Origin of the sequence: Colwellia sp. 12G3, assembly GCF_002836775.1 — a bacterium.
Lineage (GTDB): Bacteria > Pseudomonadota > Gammaproteobacteria > Enterobacterales > Alteromonadaceae > Colwellia.
On record NZ_PJAQ01000032.1, the window covers coordinates 201,322 to 224,582 of the forward strand.

A 23,261-nucleotide genomic window follows, 5' to 3' on the forward strand; every position below is an offset into this window, starting at 1 on the left:
CCGCTTAAATTTTAGTATCACCTAAAGAGTAATAATATATGGCACAGTTAGTTGCGATAGATAATAAAAATCACCTTAACTTAAAAGTAGATGCAGCTAAGGCTGAATTACATGGCGCGAACTTACACTTAGTGCCAGCCGTTATGTCTGAGTTTACCAATATGGCAGTACAGTATCCTTTAGTTATTACTAAAAATGGCGATACGGGGCAATTTGTCGTTGCTGCTATGCTAGGTTTTGAAGCGGGAGAAAATTTATTTTGGCGAGAGGGTCAATGGCAAGGTTTATACCTACCATTACAAATTAGACGACAACCATTTTTTGTTGGTAACCCTGAACAGAACAAAGATCAAGCGGGATCTGGCGATTATGTTGTCTGCTTTGATAGTGAAAGCCCAGCAATCTCCACCAATGAAGGCGAATCATTATTTGATGATAATGGTGGGGAAACTGAATATTTTCAACAAGCTAAGTATTGCCTTACTCAGTTATTACAAGGAGAGTTAGCTAATAAACAGTTACTTGAGCAATTAGAAAAGTTGCAGTTACTGCAAGTGATGAAAATGGAAGTTACTTTTGCTAATCAGCAAAGTACCACGTTAAATGGTTTATATACTATTGATACGGAAAAACTTGCCGCCTTATCCGCTGAGAACATATCGAGTTTACATAAAGCGGGTCTGCTGCAAGCAATCTATACCTTAATTACCTCGCTTGGCCAAATTCATCATTTGATTGATTTAAAAAATAAACAACTGGCTAGTTAGTTTTCATTAAATTGCGCTAAGCATTATTCTCGTTTGGAATTAAAAATTACTCATGTTTGATTTTAGCTTAAATAACCAAGCAAACTTAACAAAGCATATCATTGGCGATGAGGAAATTCCTTTACTTATTATTGATAACTTTGCCAATTCAGTTACTGATTTAATTGATTTTTCTGGTGATGGTTCGGCTTTTCAAGCGGATAAAAATAATTTTTATCCGGGTAAGCGTAAACTAATGCCAAGTGACTATGGTGAGCAGATATGTCGTCAATACTTGCCCCAATTTCATTCTTTTTTTGGCTGCTCACAAACGAGTGTGGCCAAAACAGTTATATCAGCCTTAGCTGTGGCAGATACCCCAGTAAATAAATTGCGGCCTATGCAAATGCTGCCTCATATTGATACTCCGCAAAGTAATCAATTTGCCGTAGTGCATTACTTATGTAGTAAAGAGCATGGCGGAACGTCTTTTTATCGGCATAAAGAAACCGGATATCAAACGATCACTCAAGACCGATTATATCACTATGCTAATCAAGTAAAAAAAGAAGCTATTGCTAATCAGATACATAAAAAACCTAAGTATATGCACGGTAGCGACAAACTATTTGAACAGCTATATTCAGTAGAGGCTCGTATGAATAGGGCTATTATCTATCCAAGTAATTTGTTGCACTCAGGCAATGTCAATGCGGCTTTAGGTTTGTCATCTGTGCCTCAAAAAGGACGTTTGACTATAGGTAGTTTTATTTTACTTGAGTAATTTTTTATTTTTTTGTTATTTTTTATTGAAAGCACTAGCGGAAAATTATTTGTCATTCGTCTTATAAAGTAGGCAATAGATAAAAAATAAAATTCACACTTAGCTAAACCTAAAAAGTGAAAACAATATTATGATAAAAGAAAGCACATTACACATCAGTTTTATGGCAGTAAGGCAGACAATGCGCAGAGTGATCTCGCGTATTGTACCACCACGAGAAGTGGAAGATATTGTACAAGAAACCTATGTACGTATATGCCAAGTTGAAAACAAAGAAGCGATTAAACAACCGCGCTCATTTTTGTTGAAAACAGCAAGAAACTTAGCCATAGATCACCTTAAACGGGCTGATGTTAGACTCGTTGATGCGGTAGATGACATGGCTGAATTTGAGCAATTTGTCAGTGGTGATGACGCAATATATCAGCAAGTCGCCACGGATAAAGAGTTTGCTCAATACTGCGAAGCAATAAGACAGCTACCAATACAGTGTCGTAAAGTGTTTGTTTTAAAGAAAGTGTATGGTTACTCGCAAAAAGAAATAGCGAAAAAATTGGCAATCAGTGAAAGCACAGTAGAAAAACATATTGGTCTCGGCGTTAAACGCTGTACCTATTTTATGATGCAGTTAACTAAAGAAGAAAGAACGGAAACAATGAAAAATAGTAAAAAAACACATCAAGTACGAGGGGATCGCTAATGACTAACGTTTATTCTCTTAATAATGACGATGATGCGATGTTTGATCAAGCTAGCATTTGGATAGCCCGAATGGATCGAAGCCTAACAGAATTAGAGCAGGCAGAATTTAAGACATGGTTGTCAGAAAATGCACAGCACCAAAAGTTGATCATAGAAATGGCCAGCATGTGGGATAAAATGGACTCTCTTGACCGACTTGCTGACCTGTTCCCGGTCTCTACTAAAGCTAAGTCAGTAACTAAGTCAGTAACTAAGTCGGCAGCTAAAGTAACACAATGGCCATTAGCATTAGCGGCCTCAATGGTACTGGCGTTATTTGTTGCTTTCTTTACCGATATTACCTTGAATTCTTTATGGCAAGAAGAGGCACAGTTTGTCCGATACGAAACAGCAGTAGGCGAAAGTAGCACTATCTACTTACCTGATAACTCGAAAGTTTTACTCAATACCGATAGTGTTTTATTAGTACGCTATACCGATGATTATCGGTTACTTGACTTACAACGTGGTGAACTTCATGTTGAAGTTGCTCATGACAAGTCTAGACCACTTAGCGTTGTTGCTAATCATAAAGTGATTCAAGCTGTGGGCACCGCTTTTAGCGTGCAAGTAAAGGCAAGTGAAATAGAGCTTATTGTCACTGAGGGTAAAGTCATTATTGGCCAACTCAATAAAGAGCAAGAGGTAAATGAAACTGCGCTTATCATACCATCGAGTTCTCTAGCTGTTTCTAAAGGAGAAATCGCCTCATTGGCCATCACGAAAGCCGGCATAGATAAAGTATCTGTTATAGATAAGAAATTGATCAAACAAAGTTTATCTTGGCGACAAGGTCATTTGGTCTTTAATGGTGAAACCTTAGCTGAAGCGATGGAAGAAGTGAGTCGTTACACCTCAGTAACATTCGAAATTGCCGATGAAGATTTGAAAAAAATAAAAATTGCAGGTCGCTTTAAAACAGGTGACATTAAAGGATTAATCGATGTGCTCAATCATAATTTCAATATTAAAACTGATCGGGTGAATAAAGGATTAGTGGTCTTAAGAAAACAAAGTTGATTACTCTTTAATTCAGTAAAAAAACTCCCTTAGCCAAGTAGGATTATGTTTCAGTTTACAACTGAAACCGGTTTTACTTGGCACTTTTAATTATTAATCATTCTTCTTAGACCGCATCACTTTACCTTGAAAGTGTCCTAGTCGAGTGCTCTTTTTTTAAAACAATAAAACAATAAAACAATAAAATAATAAAAGGATACCATTAGATGACCCCTCCTGAGCCTAATAATTCAATTCAAAAACTGCACGACACTGAAGAAATTCAAACTTCATTTTTATACGTATTATTCATCTCTTCTGTAGCAGCCATCGGTGGCTTTTTGTTTGGCTTTGACTCGGGTGTTATTAATGGCACAGTAACCGCGTTAGGAAACGCCTTTAATGCTAGCGATGTTGCAAGTGGTTTTAATGTCGCCTCGGTACTGTTAGGTTGCGCTGTTGGTGCTTTGATGGCAGGGCCTATATCTGATCGTTTTGGACGTAAACCCATCATGATCATTACTGCAATTATCTTTGCCATTAGCGCATTTGGGTCGGGAATATCAAGCTCGTCGGCTGAATTTATTTTCTATCGTTTGATTGGTGGATTAGGCATTGGTGCTGCATCAGTATTGGCTCCTGCATATATCGCCGAAGTTGCGCCTGCGGCTTTACGCGGTCGTTTAGCTACTTTGCAGCAATTAGCCATAGTACTGGGCTTGTTTACCGCTTTTTTAAGTAACTTCATCATTGCCTCTGTGGCGGGTGGTGCGGAAGCAATCTTGATGTTAGATATTGCAGCCTGGCGCTGGATGTTCTGGGTAGAGTTACTGCCAGCGGCACTCTTTTTAGTGGGCGTGATATTTATTCCTGAATCACCACGTTATTTAGTGGCTCAAGGTAAGATTGAGGAAGCCAGAGCAATATTTCGACGCATAGCAACCGGCGTAGAAAATGAGCAAATTGAAGAAGTTAAAAAATCCCTGCACGGTGATAAAAAACCTAACATCATGGATCTTTTTATTGAAGGTAAGAAAAAAATTCATCCTATTATTTGGGTAGGTATTGGATTGTCGGTATTCCAGCAATTTGTCGGTATTAACGTAGTTTTTTATTATGGCGCAGAGCTCTGGCAAGCCGCAGGTTTTGACGAATCCCAATCGTTATTTATCAACATTATCACCGGCACAACCAATATCATCTCTACCTTTATTGCCATAGCGCTGGTAGATAAAGTTGGACGTAAACCGTTATTACTGGTCGGCAGTGTAGGTATGTTTATCAGCTTAGGTGTGCTGACCTTTATCTTCGGTACCGGTGGTTTAGATGAGGCCGGTCAGCTGGCATTAAGCGATACGACAGGCACAGTGGCTTTAGTGATGGCTAATTTGTTTGTGGTGTTTTTTGGTCTAAGTTGGGGTCCTATAGTTTGGGTCTTATTAGGCGAAATGTTTAATAACAGGATCCGTGGTGCAGCGTTAGCTGTCGCGGCAAGTGCTCAATGGATAGCAAACTTTGCCATTACTATGACCTTCCCGATATTGTTAGGCAGTTTTGGTTTGGCTGGCGCTTATGGTTTATATACCGTTTCAGCATTGTTGAGCATATTCTTTGTAATAAAATACATAAAAGAAACATGCGGCGTTCGTTTAGAGGAAATGTAAAGTAGCTAAAATTCACTACGCTATGTTTTATAAATAATCATAGGCTTAGGTGATCATTAAGGACTGTATATGTATGACAGTCCTTAAATTAATCATATCCATTTGAAAAGTGATAAGTAAATATGAACGACCCTGTTAATCTTGTTGCCGACATCGGTGGCACCAACATCAGACTTGCCAGAAGTGATAGCAGTAACACACTTATCGACATTGAAACCTATCAATGTTGTGATTTCTCTTGTTTACTCGACGTAATTCAATGTTATTTAACAGAGAAGAAAATAACCGCTGCTAGTATTAATGCCTGCTTAGCTATCGCTTGTCCGGTAGATACTGACATCATCTCCATGACTAACTTACCTTGGCAGTTCTCTCAAACCGAGCTAAAAAAGGCACTTAAGTTAAATAAACTGATACTTATCAATGATTATACTGCGATAGCTATGGCTATTCCGATGTTAACGGATGAGCAAAAAGTCAAAATTGGGGGTGGTAAAGCGCTTTCGAATAAAGCCATTGCCGTGTGTGGACCGGGTACGGGTCTAGGGGTTGCAAATTTATTACCTATCGCTAATAAGTGGTATTGCTTTGGTGGTGAAGGTGGTCATGTTGATTATGCTGCAATCGGTGACACAGAAATAAAAACGTTACAATATATTCAGAGTGTTAAACCACGTGTGTCCTATGAACAACTACTTTCCGGTTACGGTTTAGAGCAGATATATCAAGCATTATTATCTATTCACCATGGTGATGTTTTGACTAAACCGACAACTCAATTGACCGCTAAAGAAATTAGTACGAAAGCACTAGATAATACGTGCTCATTTTGTCATCAGGCACTTGATTTATTTTGTAAGGTATTAGGAAGTTTTGCCGGTAATCTTGCTTTAACAATGAATACTCAAGGCGGCGTTTATATTGCTGGTGGTATCGTGCCTCGTTTTATTGATTTCCTTAGCGAGAGTGATTTTAGACTGCGCTTTGAGGCTAAAGGACGTATGTCATCTTTAAATAAAGAGATCGCCACGTATGTGATCACAGAGAAGCAACCAGGTTTACTGGGTGCTTCAGTGTATTTAAATCAAGTCATTGCGTAGGGCAATGAATAAAGGCAGAAAATCATCTTTTTTGTTTTAATTCACTTTGAATTAGAATATTTGAGGATGTTTTTCATCATGGAATATTTCAGTTTAGTACACTATTATTATAATCATAGGCAGGTATTGTGGGTTATAAATGGTATTCAATTCAGCACATAAAAAATCGGTAATTTACTTAACCTTGATCGTGTTGTTACTTTCTCCTGGTGTGGCTTTAAAAGCACATGCTAATGATATTCGTATACTTGCTCCTCGTGCTAAAATTGATCCTGTTTATGACTATTTTATTGAATTAACACGTTTAGTTTTAAGTAAAAGTGAACATTTATATCCGAAGAGTAAACTTGTTTTTGTGGCGCATGATGACGTAACGCAAGGCCGTAGTTTAATGCTCTTAGAGGATAACTATGTTGATATTCTTTGGACGGGTACTAATGCTAGGCGAGAATTACGTTATTTACCGGTACGTATTCCGTTATTTAGAGGACTGCTAGGCTACCGTGTATTATTAATTCGCCAAGAAGATAAAGAAAAATTTCTTCAAATAAAAGCACCAGAGCAGTTAAAAAAACTCAATGCTTGTCAAGGTGCTCATTGGCCAGATTCTGATATTTTAGAAGCGAACGGTTATCTTGTTTCAAGAGTAGTACACTTTAATGCCATGTTTAAAATGTTAGCTAAAAAGCGCTGTGATTATTTTCCTCGTGCAATATTTGAAGGGTATGCAGAGCAAAGGATTACTATGCAAAAGTACCCTAATGTTATTCTGATGGATGAGTTGATCCTTCATTATAATTTTCCTATCTATTACTTTGTTGAAAAAAATAATACGGTATTAGCTAAGCGATTAGATAGTGGTTTAAAGACCGCCTTAGATGATGGTAGCCTTATGAACCTAATGAGAACACATAGGGTTTCTAAGCACTTATTTCCTTTGGAAAAATGGCAAGGTAAGCGCTATTTTGAATTATCAAATGACATATTGGGCAGTGACTTATCACTGAAAAACCAACAATTCTGGCTCAATCTTAAAGCTCAGTAAATATAAATCATCACTACCTTAAAAACACAACTACTTAACTTTAAGCTGAATAACGATCATATTTTTACCTGTTACTTTTACAATGAGCTGGTCGTCTGGTTTCTTTTCATTCATTGCACAAAGCTTGATTAAATGACCAACAGGTACCGTGTAACAATCTTCATCCTGAGAGGTATTGACACTCATGTCGTCAGTTAGGCTGTAGGCAAAAAATAAGCTGTCTGCCAACATGGCAACAGTCGCAGTTTGTTGCTCAATATAGCCGTCAACCTCAGGGGTGAATGCGTTTTGATTAGTCATAACATTGAAGTCTTTAATACCGCCATTGACTAAAGCACCATGGGTTTTACTCGCACCATCAAAGCGAGCAATATCAAGTAAATGGGTTAGTTTATCAACATCACCATTTCGATGGTCGAGGTTTAAACCATTGCCTGCTATTAAGACTAAATTACGCTGATAACCAGAAAAATTAGAGAAGTCACCATCATTGTCCACACTGGCGATGCTTAAACGCCACTCAAAATCATCTAAACTACCACCATCGCTAATAGCTAGTTCAGTGGTGTGACCTAAACCATTTTTCCAAGGCACTAGTGTAAACTCATCAGGTGTAGTTATTTTAATATTCAGATTAGACATTTGTTATTCTCTGGGTGATTTTAGGCACATATTACCGTCATAATTAGGGGTTGCAAGTCTATTTTACTGAGTTATTTACTTTAACCTTTTTAGTTCGATCATTCGTAATCTGATGTACTTTTAGTGCGGACAAATATAAATACTTGCTAACTGTTATCTGCTCACGTTAGAATCTGCTCGCGTTGTTAGTCTAACTAACAACGCACACTTGTCGGAGTGCCAAAGGCTGAGATCGCGAAAGCGGGATCCGTAAAACCTGATCAGATTAATATCTGCGTAGGAAACAAGAGAGAGCAATTAAACCCTATTACTTGGGGTTAAACTATATTATTTGACCCTCTTCTTTAGCTAAACAAACTCCGCCTATTTTTTAAATTTAAATTTTTTAAAACAGGTAGCGACCATGAGCAACACCACCAATAAGACGCAAACACGACGTGAAAAGCGTGAATCGGCAGCAGCATTCTTAAAAAATGTTTCAGACCAATCTTTTCCTAATTCCAAAAAAGTTTATGTACAAGGGAAAATCCACGATATCAAAGTAGGTATGCGTGAAATCACCTTAACCGATACGCTTATTTCTTCAGGGAAAGGCGCTAGCAAAGACAGCCCCGTTTACGAAAAAAATGAACCGCTTTGTGTTTATGATACCTCAGGTTTTTATACCGATGAAAAGGTAGAAATAGATGTTCATCAAGGTATTCCTCGTTTACGTGAAGCCTGGATTGATGCCCGTGGTGATGTTGAACTTTTAACTTCTACTAATTCACAGTTCGCGCAACAACGCCTTGATGATGAAGGTGTTGACGATATCCGCTTCGATAATTTGCCGCAAATGCGTATTGCTAAAAAAGGCAAAAACGTTACCCAAATGCATTACGCTCGCCAAGGTATTATTACCCCTGAGATGGAATATATTGCGATTCGTGAAAACTTGAAACGTGAAGAAGTAAAAGATGCAACCCTACTGCTACAACACAAAGGCCAATCTTTTGGTGCCAGTATTCCAGAAAAAATCACGCCTGAATTTGTCCGTGATGAAGTAGCTCGCGGTCGCGCTATTATCCCCGTAAACATCAATCACCCAGAATGTGAGCCAATGATTATCGGACGTAACTTTTTAATTAAAGTTAACGCGAATATTGGTAACTCAGCGGTAACCTCTTCTATTGAAGAAGAAGTCGAAAAGCTTGTTTGGTCAACTAAATGGGGCGCAGATACGGTAATGGATTTATCGACTGGCCGTAATATTCATGAAACGCGTGAATGGATTATGCGTAACTCACCTGTACCTATTGGTACCGTACCTATTTACCAAGCACTTGAAAAAGTCAATGGCGTAGCTGAAGACCTAACATGGGAAATTTTCCGCGATACGCTCATTGAACAAGCAGAGCAGGGGGTTGATTACTTTACTATCCATGCGGGCGTTTTATTACGTTATGTACCCATGACAGCTAAACGTGTTACCGGTATTGTTTCACGTGGTGGTTCCATCATGGCGAAATGGTGTTTAGCGCATCATAAAGAAAACTTTCTCTACACCCACTTTGAAGACATCTGTGAAATATTAAAACAGTACGATGTATCATTCTCATTAGGTGATGGTTTACGTCCAGGCTCAGTAGCTGATGCTAACGATGAAGCACAATTTGCTGAATTACATACCTTAGGTGAGTTAACTAAAATAGCATGGCAGCATGATGTGCAGACTATCATTGAAGGTCCAGGTCATGTACCGCTTCATATGATTAAAGAGAACATGGAAGAGCAACTTAAGCATTGTGGTGAAGCGCCTTTTTATACTTTAGGGCCATTAACCACAGATATCGCGCCGGGTTACGATCATATTACTTCTGGTATAGGTGCCGCTAATATTGGTTGGTACGGTTGTGCCATGCTTTGTTATGTAACGCCAAAAGAACATTTAGGCTTACCCAATAAAGAAGACGTAAAAGAAGGATTGATGACCTATAAAATTGCCGCGCATGCTGGCGATTTAGCGAAAGGTCATCCAGGAGCTCAAATTCGTGATAATGCCATGTCTAAAGCGCGTTTTGAATTCCGTTGGTACGATCAATTTAACATTGGTTTAGACCCAGAAAGAGCGCGTACTTACCACGATGAAACTTTGCCGCAAGAGTCTGGTAAAGTCGCGCATTTCTGTTCTATGTGTGGTCCAAAATTCTGTTCAATGAAAATTTCACAAGAAGTACGAGAGTACGCCGCTAATCTCGAAGGTAAGAGTGATAAAAATGCGATTAAAATTCAACTGCTTGATGAGACAATTACCTTGATTCCTGAAGGAATGGCTGACGAAGCGATTGAACAGGCGATGCAAGAAAAGTCTGCTGAGTTTAAAGCAACGGGTAGCGAAATCTACCAATTAGCTGACTAACGGCGGCGGATAAACAATGAATATTGCCATTGTTGGCGCAGGATTGATGGGGCGATTACTTGCCCTGTCTTTGCTTCGTAATGAACAGCTTCGACAAAAACAGTCTCATAGCGTAACTATTACTTTATTTGATAAAGACAATAAACTCGCCCATAACAGTGCAGCTTATGCTGCCGCGGGATTGCTAACACCGTTGGGTGAATCACTGCATTGTGAGCCTAATATCGTTAGCATGGGTTTTGAGTCATTAGGTTTATGGCCGGCTTTGCTCGACAGTTTGCATGAACATACTTTTTTTCAACAAACTGGCGCTATCATGGTAAGTCATGAGCAAGACAAAGGTGATTATCAACGTTTTGTTAGACACCTTAATAATAATTATCCCGAACATACCAAGCACGCACTTAATCGTGCAGAGCTTTTAGCATTAGAGCCTGAAATAGGGCGAAGCTTTAACCAAGCATTATACCTTCCACAAGAAGGACAGTTGGGTAATCGCCGTTTATTAGTCGCACTACGCAAGCAACTTGAAACAGAAGCTCAACATCCAGTCACAGGAAACCGATTGGATTGGTTAAGTGAGTGTCGAGTCACTGGCATTGATGTCGCTGAGCACACCACTAAAATTAGCTATCAGCAAAATAATGTTAACCAAAGTCAACAATTTGATTTAGTGATTGATTGTCGTGGTACGGGGGCAACCACTAAACAAAGTAATAGCACCTGTGCACCAATGACGGATTTACGTGCTGTCAGGGGCGAACTGTTTCAGTTATATGCTCCAGCGGTTAATATTTCAAGGCCAGTTCGCTTAATGCATCCAAGGTATCAGCTTTATATTGCACCCAAGCAAAAGGGTTTTTATGTAGTGGGTGCAACAGAAATTGAAAGTGATGATGATTCTCCTATGACAGTGCGCTCAGCAATGGAACTACTCAGTGCCGCGTATAGCGTGCATCCGGGGTTTGCGGAAGCCAATATTCGACAACATGTCAGTCAATGTCGGCCTGCCTTTAGTGATAACCAGCCTAAAATTACTGTGCAAGATTCACTTATTCAAGTAAATGGTTTGTTCCGCCACGGTTTTTTGATTGCACCTGTAGTGCTTGAACAAACCCTTGCGGTTATTGCCAATCGAATAAATAACACCGCAGCAGCTTTACCATACAGTGACTTATTACCCGTAGTTGTTGACGGTAACTATACTTGGGATATAAACCAACCAAGCAGAACTTTACAGGAGTCATCCTATGAACATTCATATTAACGGCACAGCCTACCCGCTAAGTAATGAAACACATATTAGTGTCAGCTCAGCGTTAACGTTGTATTTTATTGAACCGCAACAAAGTACCTTTGCCGTGGCGCTTAATGGTGATTTTGTCGGTAAATCAGATTACGACACTACCATGGTAAAAAATGGCGATAGCCTTGATGTCTTACAACCTATTCAAGGGGGCTAAGTTTAATGTCATTGAATATCTACGGACAAAATTTAGATAGTCGTTTGCTTATTGGCAGCGCTTTATATCCATCACCACAAGTGATGAAACAAGCGATTTTGGCCAGTGGCTCACAGGTGGTAACTCTGTCGTTGAAACGTCAAAATCCGGCAGAGCAAGCAGGTCAACAAATATGGTCTTACTTACAAGAAATCGTAACCGAAGTGAACGGTCACTTACTGCCCAATACCGCTGGTTGTAAAACAGCGAAAGAAGCGGTGACACTGGCGAAAATGAGCCGTGAAATATTTAAAACTGATTGGCTGAAGTTGGAAGTGATTGGCGATGATTATAATTTACAGCCCGATCCAATCGAGTTACTGCGTGCCGCCGAGCAGTTAATAAATGATGGCTTTAAAGTCTTACCGTATTGCACCGACGATCTCGTTTTATGCCAGCGCCTTTATGATTTAGGCTGTGAAGTGATTATGCCGTGGGCGTCACCAATAGGTACAGGTAAAGGTTTGATGAATCCTTATAATTTGGAAACGATTCGTTTACGTTTACCCGATGCCACCTTGATATTAGATGCAGGTATTGGCAAACCTTCAGATGCTTGTTTAGCGATGGAAATGGGTTATGACGGAGTATTGCTTAATAGTGCTGTAGCGCTGGCGGATAATCCTGTGTTGATGGCGAAAGCGTTTGGACAAGCGCTGCAAGCTGGCGAGCAAGGATATGTGGCGGGAATAATGCAACAAAGACAAACGGCCCATCCGTCAACCCCGACACTTGATACTCCATTTTGGCACCAAAACAGCTAATAAATGCGTTGTTATTTAACACTACTGCCGCGTTGAAGATGCTCACCTAGTAAACTAGGCTGCGCGTATTCGCCTTGCATTAGCGTCAACTAACTTAGCCTTTAAGCTATTTACTTCTTTAGCTTATTTTAAATACAATAAAAAAAGTGAATAGGATGACAGGCATGATTGATATAACTAATAAAAAACCAATAATTTGGACCATTTCGGGTAGTGATTGCTCTGGTGGGGCAGGCATTGCTGCTGATATTAAAACGGGTCATGGTTTGGGTGTTGAAGTTTGTCATCTTATTACCGCCAATACCGTACAAAATTCGCAGCAACTGCTGTCGGTGAATGCTGTTTCGGTTGAGATATTACAGCAACAAGCCGCGATATTAATCGATGACAAACCACCATCGGTCATCAAAATTGGTTTAGTGGCTAACGTAGAACAAGTATTGTGGTTAGCTAAGTTACTTGAGCAATATAAACAGCTCATGCCTAACTTAATCAGTGTTTATGATCCCGTTGGTCAAGCCAGTGTTGGTGGTAGCTTTAACGCACTTACTTTGCAGCAACTTACCCCCTTATTACAGCAAGTTGATGTGATAACCCCTAACTTGATGGAAGCGAAAAGTTTAGCGAAATTAACCGATGAAACAGATGTCGAAGTACTGGCGAAAAGAATATTTAAAGACTTCGCTATTAACAGCATTATTGTTAAAGGTGGTCATAGTTTAGCTGATGAAAATTACTCGACAGATTATTGTTACCATCAATTAAATCAATTGAATGGCAAGCAAGATAACCAGGAGAAAACGCAAACAGCGATTAGTTACCAGTTAAGTGCCAAGCGTGTTGAAAGTCATTACAGTCATGGTGGTGGTTGTAGTTTTGCCACGGCATTATCCGCTTTCTTTGCTCAAGGTTACTTAGTGCGTGATGCTTTTACCTTAGCTAAAGCCTTTATCAGCCAAGGTTTACAGGCTAGTGAGCACATAAGTCAATCATTCGGTCATCAATATTATGGTGCCTTTATGCAACCCCATTGGTCACATGCATCATCTATTTTGGCGTCATCCTTTCCTTATGTGAACGATGAATTAAGTCGTCAATATCACAATTTATCGTCATTTAACGCGTTAAACTTAGCAGGAAAAAAGCTAGGTCTTTATCCCGTCATTGATTCATTATATTGGCTCAAGCGATTATTACCGCTAGGATTAGAAATCATTCAGTTACGCGTGAAAAATCTTAGCGAAGACGAGTTAGAACGAGTGATTTTTGAAGCGGTAGAACTGGCAAAAGACTACGGTACTCGCCTATTTATCAATGATTACTGGCAGTTGGCGATAAAACATGGCGCGTATGGTGTGCATATTGGTCAAGAAGACTTACAAGATGCAGATCTCACTGCAATTCAGCAATCAGGCATGCGTTTAGGTATTAGTACCCATGGTTGTTATGAGTTTTTATTAGCTCAACAATTACAACCATCTTATTTAGCTATTGGCGCAATTTATCCAACCAAAACGAAAGATATGACGGGGCAAATTCAAGGAGTAGATAACTTAAGACAAGTGTTAGCATTACGACCTGAAAATATGCTACAACAAATACCCGTGGTGGCTATTGGGGGAATAAACCTAGCGCGTGCAGCAGAAGTTGTCGCAACAGGCGTAGAAAGCATTGCCGTAGTTACGGCGATTACTGAAGCTGATACGTCATACGGTATTTCACCGGAGCAAGCAGTGACTAAGTTACAAGCCATAGTTTTATCAAGCAACGATTTTAGTATTGCTTAGCTTTATCTACTATCAGATAAGTTAATACAACAATTAAGGATAACGATGAAGTTTCTAGAAAATAAAATACCACCACCTTTAGTAGCGATACTCATTGCTGCAGGGATGTGGTGGTTAAGTATAATTACACCAGTCATCTTATTAACAAGCACGCTAAAAATAACCTTAGTTATTACCTTTATGATTGCAGGTATATTCTTTGCCCTTTCAGGCGTTATATCTTTTCGATTGGCCAACACTACGGTTAATCCGCTCAAGCCTGATAAGGCAAGTGCGCTGGTAACCTCAGGAATTTATCAATTTACTCGCAACCCTATGTATGTTGGTTTCGTTGCGTTTTTATTTGCTTGGGCAAGTTATTTGGGGTCTGCGTGGGGCGTTGTTTTAATTATGATGTATGTAGCTTACATTCAACGTTTCCAAATTGCCCCTGAAGAAAGAGCGCTGACAGTATTATTTAAGGATGAATTTTCAAACTATAAAAAACAGGTTCGCACTTGGTTGTAATCACTGAAATAGGTGTCATTAGGTACCTCAGAAGTAGCTCAAACTAATCGCGAGTTATTATTCATTTCGGTGAGTATAAAATAGCCAGCTATAATTTTAATAACATCTAGAACTTTGTTGGGCCTTTTATTGATATACCCAACTTATAACTTGGAGTATTATGATGATTAAACTTAAAATACAAGCAGTTGGTGCGGGTGTAGGGTTGAACTCCCTCAAGAAGTACTAAAACAATTACAAACCAGTGATGGAGAGACTATCTTTTTAGAGAATATGTTTGATGGTAGTTATCGATTGACTAAACATGATGATAAGTCCGCAGAGCTAATGATGTTAGTTGACGGTCAAATGCATGAAGAAGACTCCTAAAAAAGAACAACTAAAATATGGCTAAATATAACGTAAGAAATGAATATGAGTCGTAATAAACTCCTGCGTTACCAGCAAAGCTCTGTTGCTAAGGTATTTGAAAAAGAAACAGCGCTTATTGCTCAAATTCAAGCCGGAGAGTTCAAGCAATGTTTAATGCTGTGGCAAGCTAAAGAACCTACTTTAGTATTACCAGCAGGTAAAAAATGGCCTGAATCAGACGCACTTAAAGCGGGTTTGTTGGCGGATAAATGGCTGCTACATTCGCGTAAAACTGGCGGTGCACCCGTACCGCAGTGTCCTGGTATTATAAATTTATCTCACCTGTATCTTTGGTCAAAAGATACCCCTTATTCAATCCCCCAAGCTTACGAAAACTTATGTACAGTGTTACATGGTTTTTTTCGTCAATTTAATTTAGTTAGCCAAGCGCATGCGACAGAATTCTCTTACTGTGATGGTGACTACAATATTAATATTAATGGTAAAAAAATAGTGGGTACTGCCCAGCGGGTGATATTAAAAAAAGGGGGCGGCAAGATAGTATTAGCGCAAGCCTTTATTCTGATTGATGTGTTACTCGATGAGATCATAAAGCCGGTGAACTTATGTTATCAACTATGTGATAAAACCGAGCGGGTAAAAGCGCAGGTTCATACTGCGCTGTTTGAAAATATTACTGAGCGACCGACAATCGATCAGCTGTATCAACAGTTAACTCAAGCTTTTGTCGATAGTGCTTTATATTCATAAGAACATTATCAATATAGCGATTATCAAGCGGCGAGTTAATGAGTATTACATGCCGCCATTTAGTTGTAAGTAAAGATCGGCAAACTTAACGCGCTTTTTATAGCCTTTGAAAAAGTGTTTATGAATAACATTACCTTTGTTATCAATGACTACTACACCAGGGTAAGGGATACCATAATGTTCATTGTCTGCAGCATATTCAGCGTTAACAATATCGTAGGCCAACATAGTTTGTACTTTTTGGTCAGAAAGTAATGGATAACGTATATTTTTTTGCTCAGTAAAGGTTTTTAAAATATCAGTACTATCATTAGAAATAGCGGCTAAGCCATAGCCTAACTTAGTAAATTGTTCAGCATGATTATTCAATTCTATTAGGTGTTTTTTACAAAAAGGACACCAATCGGCAGAGCGAAAAAATAGGATGATCAGGCCCTTATCACCCCTAAGTTGTTTGATATTAACTGGCTGCTTTAGCGTATTAATAACAGATATTATCGGTGCTTTTTTACCAAGAGTTGGGCCGACATCAATCGATGTATTGGCTGAGGCGTTATTAGCGAGTAATAATAGTAGCGAAAAAATTGAGATGACAATGTTTTTCTTTAAGCTTAAGTTTTTTATGTTCTTCATTTACGTAACAGCCTTTATTAATTATTACCTAAAAGACCGTGTGCTGAAGTAAAAATTTCAATATAAGCTAACGCTATTTTATTTAATAAACTTAGCTCAACATTTTATTACCGCGTTTTAACCCAACCATTTATTTAAAAGGGCTTTAGCGGCTTCTTTTTCAGGGAAATTTTGCTCGCTATCTATTGCTTCAATTAAATACTTTTTAGCTTCTACTTCTCGTGATAGAGCGAATAAAGTAACAGCAATATGATATTTCACTTCAGCATTATCAAAATCTTTTGTCAGTGCTAAACGAAATAAAGCAATCGCTTGTTTATGTTCACCCATTCTACTTTTAATCCAAGCAAGCGTATCAATAATAGCGACATTTTCAGGTAAGTAATCATAAGCTTGTTGGGCATATTGCTTAGCTTTTTCGGTATTACCCAAGGTAAATTCAACACTGGCAGCATTATTCAATAAAATAGGTAACGGACCATATTTTTTCATTAATGCTTGGTAATAGTCAGCCGCTTTCTGGATTTGTTCACTGCCTTTATAGCTATCAGCTAAAGCGATAGCCACTAACATGTCATTGGGATATTTCTTTAACCAATTTGTTAATGGTCTTATCACTTTACTTTGCTTGTCCTGAAGTCTGTAACTACGATATAAACCGAGAATCGCTTGTTTTTGATCAGACTTTTTTAATGCTTGCTGATAAAAATCAATGGACTGTTTGCTATCCCCTAATGCAAGGTATAAATCACCCTTGAGTACTAAAGGTAAACTGCTACTTTGAGTAATCTCAGCGATGGATGAAATCAGACTTAATGAAAATGCTTCATTTTTGTTTTTGATAGTCAGATTTACTAATCCAAGATAAGCAGGCAAATATTTATCATCAGCGATAATGGCCTTTTTATAAGACTTTATCGCGCCAGCATTATCTTTCGCTTTAAGTTGCGCCTTAGCTAAAGTGATCAGTGCTGTGGTTTTTTTACGAGATTTTTCAACATAATCTCTTAATGCAAGCACGGCTTGTTGATGTTTATTTTGTTGCTGATATAACTTGGCAATGGTTAATAAAGCTTGTGGCTCTTTTGGATTCAAACCAATGAATACATCAACTAAATCAATCGCTTCATCCAATTTGTTTTGCTTAGCTAAGATACGGCTTAACTTTAGCACTACATAAAAATCATTTGGGTTTTGCGCATATGATTTGTTTATCCAAATCAGCGCGTTATCAATATCTTTTTTGAATAAATAACTGTCAGATATTTCAGTCATCAATAAAATGTTTTTATCAAAAATAGCGAGCTTTTCTTGTAAAAATAGCAGTGCTTTATCGAAGTCACCGGCAATATTATCCATACGTGCTAAATGCACCATAGCAATAAAGTTGGTTTCATTTAACTTTAGAGATTGTTCAAATGCGGCTCTGGCTTCTGGTATTTGCTCATTTAAACCATAGAGCATACCTATACGCTGTTGGAAAAAACTATTTTCTGGAAACTCAGCGATTAATGACTTAGCAATATTAATCGCTGAAGAATATTTTTTAGTGCTTTGGTATGAATCAATAAGTAGTAATTTGATTTGTGTGCCATTAATCTCATTATCTTTAATCGCAGAAAGAGCTTCGATTGCTGCTTGATAGTCACCCGATTGCATTTTACTGCGAGCTAAATTACTTATGCTGACAGTAGACTTTGGATAGCTATCAACCACTTTTTCAAAATAAAACTGAGCTTTTTCACTGTCTTCTAACTGTAAATAAGTTAAACCAAGTAAAGTTAAAATATCTGGGTTACCTGGGCGGGCAACATTGGTTTTCGTTAGTAAGTGCCGAGCTGAATTTAAATCACCTTGCTCTATTTCAATACTGGCCAACATACGGACACTATCAATATCAAATTCAACATAATTTAGGTAATAACTTAGGTAACGATGCGCATCATTTAAGTTACCAAATTGAAAATTAGTTAGCCCAGCTAAAAAATAATAGTCTGGCGTGTTTCTCATTACCTCAGGCGGAACGGCGGCTAAGGTTGCAATGACTTCAGTTAACTTATTCTTATCCGAACTGCCTTTTTCTTTATCACTATTAGGCAAGCTAACGTTGATGATGGCTTTTAAATATCCAGCTCTAGGCTCATTAGGGATTTCTGCAAGAATATAATCTACGTGAGGCAGTGCTTGTTGATACTCCTTTAGTTCAATATGCAGCATAGCCTTGGTTAACCGAGCAGATAAGTGTTTGTTATTGATCTTAAGTGCTTCATCAATAGCCATTAATGCGCCTTGGCGATCGCCTAAGCGGTGTAAAATCTTGGACTTTAATACCCAACCATTAATGAAAGGTTTTACACTGGCAAGCGATAAGTCAATGTAGGTGAGCGCTTGATCAACGTTTGATTCTTGCAAAGCAACTTGTGCTCTTCCTAATAAAGCGATTTGGCTTTTAGGTTGTAAACTTAGTGCAGATATAAAGGCTTTATCCGCTAATTTATATTGTTTTTTGCCAATATAGGCTTGTCCTCTGATAAGTAATAATTCGCTTTCTATTTTCTCGTTACGTTGCCCTAACTTAGCTATTTTTAACGCGTCATCATACTTAGCTTGTAGGACATAAGCTTGCCCATACAAAGTAATTAATCGATCATCATCGACCTTGCCATCTCTTGCTCGGTCTAATTCTATTTGTGCAGCGGAGCCATTACCTTGGGTAATCAGTATTTGTGCCATTAAAACCCGAGACGGCATATGTGTAGGGTTTTCTTGAATAATATTTTTTAAATGGATAACAGCACTAGCAAACTCTTCATTTTGAAAGGCGATTAAGGCTTGTTCATAATTGGCATTAAGGTTTTCGTTAGCAAGCGTTGAAGAGGAAATGAACAATAATGAGAGTAGGGAAGCGCGTATACTATTTTTTATATTCATGTGATACCGATTTTAATGATGTGTTTCTATATGGCGACAATGCATGTTTAATCCTACCCAAAAGCTAAATACCATAAGAAAAGATAGCCAGACAGAAGAAATAAAACGATAAAATAGTAACACTGATAGACACTTAGTTGATAAACATTTATCTGAAATATAAGGTGATATTTTTAAAGGTTATTGTCAGTTTTTTTTACAGTAGTGCGCTTTACTCCAATGTTACATTTACGTAACATAGCTAAAGTGTTGTTATATGGCGACAATGAAATAGTGGAACAATAATTGCTTATAATGATGTCAATTAGTGATGAGTTCTAAATAAGCTGTTCATCCTCTCTCTTCAATCTGAAAGTGATAACGTATAAGACTATGACTTTAATTAAAAATGTATTTAAAATTCTTGCAGTAACTGCTTTATTTTCATCGGTAAATGTATTCTCAGCTGATTTTCTCGTTGATACAACGATTGATGATGCCAATAATGATGCGGTTGGTGGATGGCAATATGAAATTGATAAAATGGATGTTCAATGGGCTAACGATGGCTTAATTACTGTTGATATTTATACTAATTTTGTTGATTACAACAATGAATATAGTACAGGTAGCGGCAATGGCAATATTGTCATGGGTGACCTTCTTATTGGTACCGACGGTGCTAATTCTCCGTTTGACTATGCCTTCGTATTATCTGATGCTGATAGACAGCGCGATAAGTACTGGGAAAAGAATCACTGGGATAATACTGGTACTTTAACTGAAATTGGCTCTACCGTGACAGCGAAGCAATACCACAATAATTCTAGCTCTGTTCAAACAGGCGAAATAATGGCCGGTAATACCATTGGTGCAGGGCAACAAAGTGCTTGGTCTGTCGACAGACAAAATACGGGTAATAACTATGACAACTATGATGTCATTAGTTTTAGCTTTAACGTCAATGGTATTGATGTTTTTCAAAATGCTTCACAACTAGCATTTAGCTGGGCAATGTCTTGTGCAAACGATGTAGTTGATGGCGTAGTAAGTGTTAACCGTCCTACTAGCGTACCAGAGCCTGCAACAGTATTACTTATGCTTTTAGCATTAGGCTTTATGGCTAAAAGTCGCAGTAAAAAAGCCAATGACTTTTCTGCTTAGTTCATTAGTATTGTAGATACAATCATGCGCTAATAAAGAAAACTAAAATAACGACCTGCGGGTCGTTTTTTTATGTCTGAAAAACACCTGCTTAACCCTGAGTAAAGCTGTTAACATAATCATCACCATGGCTTATCCCTCACAATCAAATTTACTGAATGTTTATGACTTATAAAAATGATGACAGCATTTGCCCTTTATGCGAACAAAGTAATCGCTGCGATGTTAAAGCTAGCAATGGGTGTTGGTGTATGAATACTCAAGTCCCCGCAGCACTTTTGGCAAAAATACCTACGCATCTCAAGGGAGTAAGCTGTGTGTGTAATGCTTGTATTGAACGTTACCATGAGCAAAAATCGTTAGATAGTCGCGTAGAATAAGTCGATTTTCTGGTAACTATTTTGTAAAATGTAAAAAGAAAGCACGTTAGCGTTCATCTTTTTGAGTCATTAATACTACGCAAGCTGTGCACATCAAAGTAAAATACCACCCATGAAGATATTTTCTCGACACTGTTATGAATAAAGTTCAAGCAAATCAAACAACAGCGCAACCATTACTCAGTTCAACTGCAAAAATTGCCATTATTGGCGGTGGTGTTGCAGGATCAACAATTGCTTTGCGTTTCGCTGAGTTAGGTTTAAATACCACACTAATAGAAAAGGGCCCCAGTTTAGTGAATGGACCGCCTATTTGCCATTTGCACGCCGGCGGTAACTTGTATCGCGAAATTTGTGATGAGCAATGCATTACGCTATTACAGCAATCGATAGATACCGTTAGAGTTTACCCTCAGAGTGTCAACGTTAGGCCAACCGTTATCGCGCTGCCTAAAACGGATCACGGCCAACCGGAAGACTTATTGCCTCGCTTAGAGAAATTACGCGCTAAATATAGCGAATTGGTGGCGAAAGACAGTCGTAACAAAGTACTCGGTGAGCCAGCAGACTATTTTAGGTTTTATTCACGTGATGAAGTGGATGTGCTACGTAGCAAAGCGATACCTAATGAGGCGACTCAAGACAGTGATTGGCTTATTTCATTTGCACATCATGTTGATTTAGACCGCCTTAAGTTTCCTGTGTTATTAGTGCAAGAGTATGGTTTATCTGCTTTTCGTTTTGCCGCCATTGCGAGTTTGGCAATTGATACTTTACCCAGCTGCCACCTGCAAACAGACAGCCAAGTTGTCGCTATTATCCAGCAAAAAACTGCTTTAGGTTGGCAAGTTTCAACTCAATATCAGCAAAGCCAAACGATCCACCATCAGCAATTTGATTATGTTATTAATGCGTGTGGATTTAAAAGTGGTGAAATTGATGACATGGTCAGTGCCAAGCGTAAACGTATGGTGGAATTTAAAGCTGCTTATGTTGCACATTGGCCAGAATGCCAAGGATTGTGGCCAGAGATTGTATTTTACGGTGAGCGCGGAACACCTCAAGGCATGGCGCAATTGACGCCTTACCCAGACGGTTATTTTCAACTACATGGTATGACCCAAGATATTACCTTGTTTGATCAAGGCTTAGTGGCCAGTTGTCAACAGAGCGCACAGCCAAAATTAGCACAACGATTCATTGAAAAAATTGATAAACAGTGGCCTGAACAATTGGTGAATAATAGAACGTTAGGATCGATTGAACATATTGCTCAGTTTGTTCCTGGATTTAATACTGCTACAGTGGCAGCAAAACCGCTGTTTGGTGCTCAACAAATTCCCGGTGAAGATGCTGATTTACGTACTGCCGATGTTTCATTTTATGGTCAACATTATGCGCGCACTGAAATTGTAAAAGCCTCTTCGGCACTAGCGGCAGCAGATGCAATATTACAAAATTTAGTCGATTGCGGATTAATAGCTGAGTCGGAGTTAGGTAATTATTTAACTGAACATTACTTTCCAATAAGCCAACAGTGCTCTGAATACGAAGTAACTGAACGAGCCATTATGTTAGCAAAACAGCGCGATTATCCAATAGCGTTAGCAAAAAATTTATAGTTTATATTAACTTTTCCTTTCACCTTTTAACGCTATCAATAGTTCATTGAACGTATCAAAGCACCACTGTGGCTGATATTGATTGAGATCTTCACCGTAGTTATAACCATAAGTTAAGCCGACACTATCTATGTTGGCCGCTTTTGCCGCTAAGATATCGTTTTTAGAATCGCCAATCATCACACACTGCTCAGCAGAAACCTCAAGTTGCTTTAAGGCATAATATAAGGGTGCTGGGTGTGGTTTTTTCTGCGATAAAGTGTCGCCACCAATTAACACCTCAAATAAATTATCAATACCTAAGCCACTTAATATAGGTTGAATGAATTCGGCTGGTTTGTTGGTAATAATGGCAAGACGAAATCCGTCTGCTTTTAACGCAAACAAACCTTCTTTGACATCTTTATACAAAGTGGATTCTACGCATAAATACTGCTGGTAATAACGCATGAAAATCGCCAAAGCACCTTGAACGTATGTCATATCTAATTGCTCATTAATGTTAGCTGAACCCGATAGTGCACGTTCAACTAAAACCGTTGCGCCATTGCCCACCCAGCTACGAATAATCTGCTGGTCAAACTCAGCTTTGCCGAGGTCTAGTAATGTTTGATTAATCGCTAAGGCAAGGTCAGGGGCACTGTCTACTAAAGTGCCATCGAGGTCGAATAACAGTACGTTTTTATTTTGGATTTTCACTTTTTTATCTTGTGGCGGTCAATGTTGAGGGCAATGTAGCATGAACCTCCAT

The 23,261-nt window shown here is 38.6% G+C and carries 21 protein-coding genes and 1 riboswitch; of the genes, 17 read left to right on the forward strand and 4 right to left on the reverse strand.

Annotation, left to right across the window (positions count from 1 at the left end; all coding sequences use genetic code 11):
- Positions 1–38: 38 nt before the first annotated feature.
- From CXF71_RS09780 to CXF71_RS09810, 7 genes are all read left to right on the forward strand, one after another.
- A complete protein-coding gene (locus CXF71_RS09780; protein ID WP_101232765.1) occupies positions 39–767 on the forward strand; it encodes a SapC family protein in 729 nt (242 codons plus the stop codon).
- A gap of 52 nt (positions 768–819) precedes the next feature.
- A complete protein-coding gene (locus CXF71_RS09785) occupies positions 820–1,530 on the forward strand; it encodes a DUF6445 family protein (protein ID WP_101232766.1) in 711 nt (236 codons plus the stop codon).
- Between the two features lie 130 nt (positions 1,531–1,660).
- The gene (locus CXF71_RS09790; protein WP_101232767.1) at positions 1,661–2,230 is read left to right on the forward strand and encodes an RNA polymerase sigma factor; all 570 of its coding nucleotides are present in this window, start codon (positions 1,661–1,663) and stop codon (positions 2,228–2,230) included.
- On the forward strand, positions 2,230–3,291 hold the full coding sequence (locus tag CXF71_RS09795) for a FecR family protein (protein WP_101232768.1): 1,062 nt from the start codon (positions 2,230–2,232) through the stop codon (positions 3,289–3,291). Before CXF71_RS09790 ends, CXF71_RS09795 begins: the two co-directional genes overlap by 1 nt.
- A gap of 206 nt (positions 3,292–3,497) precedes the next feature.
- Positions 3,498–4,934 carry a sugar porter family MFS transporter gene (locus CXF71_RS09800; RefSeq protein WP_232771436.1) on the forward strand — a complete coding sequence of 479 codons (1,437 nt, stop codon included), beginning with the start codon at positions 3,498–3,500 and terminating at the stop codon, positions 4,932–4,934.
- A 122-nt stretch (positions 4,935–5,056) separates the two neighbouring features.
- Complete coding sequence (locus CXF71_RS09805; RefSeq protein WP_101232769.1) at positions 5,057–6,034, forward strand: glucokinase; 978 nt, start codon at positions 5,057–5,059, stop codon at positions 6,032–6,034.
- 139 nt (positions 6,035–6,173) lie between these two features.
- Positions 6,174–7,079 (forward strand): hypothetical protein, encoded by a 906-nt coding sequence (locus CXF71_RS09810; protein ID WP_101232770.1) that lies wholly within the window; start codon positions 6,174–6,176, stop codon positions 7,077–7,079.
- Between the two features lie 30 nt (positions 7,080–7,109).
- Here the strand turns inward: CXF71_RS09810 and CXF71_RS09815 are convergent, their stop codons facing one another.
- Positions 7,110–7,721, reverse strand: coding sequence for a HutD/Ves family protein (locus CXF71_RS09815; RefSeq protein WP_101232771.1), 612 nt, complete (start codon positions 7,719–7,721; stop codon positions 7,110–7,112).
- Between the two features lie 202 nt (positions 7,722–7,923).
- Positions 7,924–8,021: riboswitch (TPP riboswitch) on the forward strand.
- A gap of 103 nt (positions 8,022–8,124) precedes the next feature.
- Here CXF71_RS09815 and thiC point away from each other — a divergent pair.
- The 7 genes from thiC to CXF71_RS09855 all read left to right on the forward strand — a co-directional run bounded on the left by thiC (position 8,125) and on the right by CXF71_RS09855 (position 15,801).
- Complete coding sequence (gene thiC / locus CXF71_RS09820) at positions 8,125–10,119, forward strand: phosphomethylpyrimidine synthase ThiC (protein ID WP_101232772.1); 1,995 nt, start codon at positions 8,125–8,127, stop codon at positions 10,117–10,119.
- Positions 10,120–10,135: 16 nt separating this feature from the next.
- Entirely contained in the window at positions 10,136–11,386 is a 1,251-nt protein-coding gene (locus CXF71_RS09825) for an FAD-dependent oxidoreductase (protein WP_101232773.1), read from the forward strand.
- On the forward strand, positions 11,370–11,582 hold the full coding sequence (thiS, locus tag CXF71_RS09830; protein WP_101232774.1) for a sulfur carrier protein ThiS: 213 nt from the start codon (positions 11,370–11,372) through the stop codon (positions 11,580–11,582). The genes CXF71_RS09825 and thiS overlap by 17 nt, the downstream gene beginning before the upstream one ends.
- Positions 11,583–11,587: 5 nt before the next feature.
- A complete protein-coding gene (locus CXF71_RS09835) occupies positions 11,588–12,385 on the forward strand; it encodes a thiazole synthase (RefSeq protein WP_101232775.1) in 798 nt (265 codons plus the stop codon).
- A 164-nt stretch (positions 12,386–12,549) separates the two neighbouring features.
- The gene (gene thiE, locus CXF71_RS09840) at positions 12,550–14,172 is read left to right on the forward strand and encodes a thiamine phosphate synthase (protein ID WP_101232806.1); all 1,623 of its coding nucleotides are present in this window, start codon (positions 12,550–12,552) and stop codon (positions 14,170–14,172) included.
- A gap of 45 nt (positions 14,173–14,217) precedes the next feature.
- Positions 14,218–14,679 (forward strand): methyltransferase family protein, encoded by a 462-nt coding sequence (locus CXF71_RS09845; protein ID WP_101232776.1) that lies wholly within the window; start codon positions 14,218–14,220, stop codon positions 14,677–14,679.
- Positions 14,680–15,093: 414 nt separating this feature from the next.
- Positions 15,094–15,801: a lipoate--protein ligase family protein gene (locus CXF71_RS09855; protein WP_101232777.1), complete on the forward strand. Its 708-nt coding sequence runs from the start codon at positions 15,094–15,096 to the stop codon at positions 15,799–15,801.
- A gap of 45 nt (positions 15,802–15,846) precedes the next feature.
- Here CXF71_RS09855 and CXF71_RS09860 read toward each other — a convergent pair whose 3' ends face one another.
- Positions 15,847–16,434: a peroxiredoxin family protein gene (locus CXF71_RS09860; protein ID WP_101232778.1), complete on the reverse strand. Its 588-nt coding sequence runs from the start codon at positions 16,432–16,434 to the stop codon at positions 15,847–15,849.
- A gap of 117 nt (positions 16,435–16,551) precedes the next feature.
- The gene (prsT, locus tag CXF71_RS09865) at positions 16,552–19,365 is read right to left on the reverse strand and encodes an XrtA/PEP-CTERM system TPR-repeat protein PrsT (RefSeq protein WP_101232779.1); all 2,814 of its coding nucleotides are present in this window, start codon (positions 19,363–19,365) and stop codon (positions 16,552–16,554) included.
- 372 nt (positions 19,366–19,737) lie between these two features.
- On the opposite strand from prsT, the gene CXF71_RS09870 reads away from it, so the two are divergent.
- The 3 genes from CXF71_RS09870 (at position 19,738) to CXF71_RS09880 (ending at position 22,510) form a co-directional block, all read left to right on the forward strand.
- Positions 19,738–20,508, forward strand: coding sequence for a PEP-CTERM sorting domain-containing protein (locus tag CXF71_RS09870; protein WP_101232780.1), 771 nt, complete (start codon positions 19,738–19,740; stop codon positions 20,506–20,508).
- A gap of 164 nt (positions 20,509–20,672) precedes the next feature.
- On the forward strand, positions 20,673–20,888 hold the full coding sequence (locus tag CXF71_RS21825; RefSeq protein ID WP_101232807.1) for a cysteine-rich CWC family protein: 216 nt from the start codon (positions 20,673–20,675) through the stop codon (positions 20,886–20,888).
- 137 nt (positions 20,889–21,025) lie between these two features.
- Positions 21,026–22,510, forward strand: a complete 1,485-nt coding sequence (locus CXF71_RS09880; RefSeq protein WP_101232781.1) for an FAD-dependent oxidoreductase — start codon at positions 21,026–21,028, stop codon at positions 22,508–22,510.
- Between the two features lie 6 nt (positions 22,511–22,516).
- On the opposite strand, the gene CXF71_RS09885 is transcribed toward CXF71_RS09880, so the two are convergent.
- The gene (locus CXF71_RS09885) at positions 22,517–23,209 is read right to left on the reverse strand and encodes a phosphoglycolate phosphatase (protein WP_101232782.1); all 693 of its coding nucleotides are present in this window, start codon (positions 23,207–23,209) and stop codon (positions 22,517–22,519) included.
- Positions 23,210–23,261 lie beyond the last annotated feature (52 nt).

What these genes read in the sequence shown, in the direction of transcription:
- CXF71_RS09880 (WP_101232781.1), top strand. Translation starts at nt 21,026, where the DNA reads ATGAATAAAGTTCAAGCAAATCAAACAACAGCGCAACCATTACTCAGT.
- CXF71_RS09860 (WP_101232778.1), bottom strand. Translation starts at nt 16,434, where the DNA reads ATGAAGAACATAAAAAACTTAAGCTTAAAGAAAAACATTGTCATCTCA.
- CXF71_RS09855 (WP_101232777.1), top strand. Translation starts at nt 15,094, where the DNA reads ATGAGTCGTAATAAACTCCTGCGTTACCAGCAAAGCTCTGTTGCTAAG.
- CXF71_RS09815 (WP_101232771.1), bottom strand. Translation starts at nt 7,721, where the DNA reads ATGTCTAATCTGAATATTAAAATAACTACACCTGATGAGTTTACACTA.
- thiC (WP_101232772.1), top strand. Translation starts at nt 8,125, where the DNA reads ATGAGCAACACCACCAATAAGACGCAAACACGACGTGAAAAGCGTGAA.
- prsT (WP_101232779.1), bottom strand. Translation starts at nt 19,365, where the DNA reads ATGAATATAAAAAATAGTATACGCGCTTCCCTACTCTCATTATTGTTC.
- CXF71_RS09780 (WP_101232765.1), top strand. Translation starts at nt 39, where the DNA reads ATGGCACAGTTAGTTGCGATAGATAATAAAAATCACCTTAACTTAAAA.
- thiE (WP_101232806.1), top strand. Translation starts at nt 12,550, where the DNA reads ATGATTGATATAACTAATAAAAAACCAATAATTTGGACCATTTCGGGT.
- CXF71_RS21825 (WP_101232807.1), top strand. Translation starts at nt 20,673, where the DNA reads ATGACTTATAAAAATGATGACAGCATTTGCCCTTTATGCGAACAAAGT.
- thiS (WP_101232774.1), top strand. Translation starts at nt 11,370, where the DNA reads ATGAACATTCATATTAACGGCACAGCCTACCCGCTAAGTAATGAAACA.
- CXF71_RS09785 (WP_101232766.1), top strand. Translation starts at nt 820, where the DNA reads ATGTTTGATTTTAGCTTAAATAACCAAGCAAACTTAACAAAGCATATC.
- CXF71_RS09805 (WP_101232769.1), top strand. Translation starts at nt 5,057, where the DNA reads ATGAACGACCCTGTTAATCTTGTTGCCGACATCGGTGGCACCAACATC.
- CXF71_RS09825 (WP_101232773.1), top strand. Translation starts at nt 10,136, where the DNA reads ATGAATATTGCCATTGTTGGCGCAGGATTGATGGGGCGATTACTTGCC.
- CXF71_RS09835 (WP_101232775.1), top strand. Translation starts at nt 11,588, where the DNA reads ATGTCATTGAATATCTACGGACAAAATTTAGATAGTCGTTTGCTTATT.
- CXF71_RS09800 (WP_232771436.1), top strand. Translation starts at nt 3,498, where the DNA reads ATGACCCCTCCTGAGCCTAATAATTCAATTCAAAAACTGCACGACACT.
- CXF71_RS09870 (WP_101232780.1), top strand. Translation starts at nt 19,738, where the DNA reads ATGACTTTAATTAAAAATGTATTTAAAATTCTTGCAGTAACTGCTTTA.
- CXF71_RS09845 (WP_101232776.1), top strand. Translation starts at nt 14,218, where the DNA reads ATGAAGTTTCTAGAAAATAAAATACCACCACCTTTAGTAGCGATACTC.
- CXF71_RS09810 (WP_101232770.1), top strand. Translation starts at nt 6,174, where the DNA reads ATGGTATTCAATTCAGCACATAAAAAATCGGTAATTTACTTAACCTTG.
- CXF71_RS09795 (WP_101232768.1), top strand. Translation starts at nt 2,230, where the DNA reads ATGACTAACGTTTATTCTCTTAATAATGACGATGATGCGATGTTTGAT.
- CXF71_RS09790 (WP_101232767.1), top strand. Translation starts at nt 1,661, where the DNA reads ATGATAAAAGAAAGCACATTACACATCAGTTTTATGGCAGTAAGGCAG.